This is a genomic window from Bacillota bacterium, from assembly GCA_040754675.1.
Taxonomy (GTDB): domain Bacteria; phylum Bacillota; class Limnochordia; order Limnochordales; family Geochordaceae; genus Geochorda.
The window spans coordinates 1-1,506 of record JBFMCJ010000792.1 but is presented as its reverse complement, the minus strand read 5'-3'; the positions used below and the strand labels follow the sequence as shown (position 1 = coordinate 1,506).

The following is a 1,506-nucleotide window of genomic DNA, read 5'->3' as shown; positions in this document are numbered from 1 at the left end:
GCTGAGGCTCTCGGTGTCGAGGAACAGCGCCGAGTTTCGCCGGGCCATGCGGGAGACGAACTGGTCCATGATGCCGCAGGCCACGCCGACGAAGTCGTTCTCGGCACGGCGGGCGAGCTTCACCGCCTCGATGGGCGCAAGCTCGAACCCGGCGGCTGCCTGGGCGAACATCACGGTCGCCACTTCGAGCGCCGCCGACGAGGAGAGCCCGGCACCCTGGGGGACATCTCCCGCTATCGCCATGTCGGCTCCCACGGCGGGCAGCCCGGCGGCCTGCAGCACGGCGAAAACGCCGCGAAGGTAATTGCTCCACGGATGGTCGGGGTCTCGCTCTACCTGGTCCAGGCGAGCCTCCGCAAGGTCGATGGTCACCTCATCCTCGTAGTCGAGCGAGTAGGCCCGCGCCGTCCGGTCGCGACGGGCGCGGCCGGCGATGGCGATCTCCCGGTTGATGGCCACCGGCAGCACGAAACCGCCGGTGTAGTCGGTATGCTCGCCGATGAGGTTGACCCGACCGGGAGCTCGGGCCGTCAATTGGGGAGATGCGCCGAAGCGGGCCCGAAAGCCCTCGATCGCGCGCCAAACCGGAGCCCGGTCGACCGTCGTCACGCCTGTCCCACCACCTGCCGCAGGTGTTGGGCCATCTCCTCCGGGCTGGCGTCCGTGATGAAGGTGCCCGCGCCCGATTCGCTGCCCGCCAGGTATTTCAGCCTCGTTGCCGTTCGCTGGATGGGGAGGAACTCGATGTGGAAGTGGCACTCGGGATACCCCCCGAAGGGCCGGTCCGTCGGCGCCTGGTGCATCACCATCATGTACGGGAGCCTCAAGCCAAACAGCGCATCGTAGCGGGTGAGGATCTCCTTCAGGGCGAAGGCGAGATGCCAGCGCTGGTCATTGGTCAGCTCCAGGATGGTGGGCACGTGCCGGCGCGGGAGCACCATCGTCTCGAACGGAAAGCGCGCGAAGAAGGGGACGAAAACGGCGAAGCCCTCGTTTTCCACCACGATGCGCCCGCGTACTTCTCCGCTGATGGCCGGCCCTCCCGCAGCCACGCCTGCCCCGGGCGCAGGACCCGCACCAGGGACGCCGGCGTCGGCCCTCTCGAAGGGAGCCGTACCCCCGGCTGCCCGCAGCTCCTCCACCAGCACGTCGCAGAGAAGACAGCGCCCTGTCTTTTCGTGGTGCTGACGGGCGTGGTGCAGTTCTCGCTCCGGAATGGGCGGGACGAACGGGAAGGCGTAAATCTGGCCGTGCGGGTGGTGGAGGGTGACACCGACCGCCTCGCCCCGGTTTTCGAAGATCATGACGTATTTGACGAAGGGCCGCCGGGCCAGCTCCTCGTAGCGGTGCGCCCAGACCTCGATGAGCTTGCGGATGTGCTCGACGGGCTGTTCCGCGAGGGTGCGGTGATGATCCGGCGAGTATACCACCACCTCGCAAATACCCTGCGCGGGGGCGACAGGGGACACGGGGGTACCCGTTACTTCAGGAGGGGGTGCGGCCTCG

At 67.9% G+C, this 1,506-nt stretch carries 2 protein-coding genes; both read right to left on the bottom strand.

Annotated features, from left to right (window positions below; genetic code table 11):
* The coding region (locus AB1609_23685) for a galactokinase family protein (GenBank protein MEW6049437.1) at positions 1 to 609 on the bottom strand (609 nt) is incomplete at its 3' end.
* On the bottom strand, positions 606 to 1,506 hold a 901-nt coding region (locus AB1609_23680), incomplete at its 5' end, for a DUF4931 domain-containing protein (GenBank protein ID MEW6049436.1). The genes AB1609_23680 and AB1609_23685, both read right to left, overlap by 4 nt.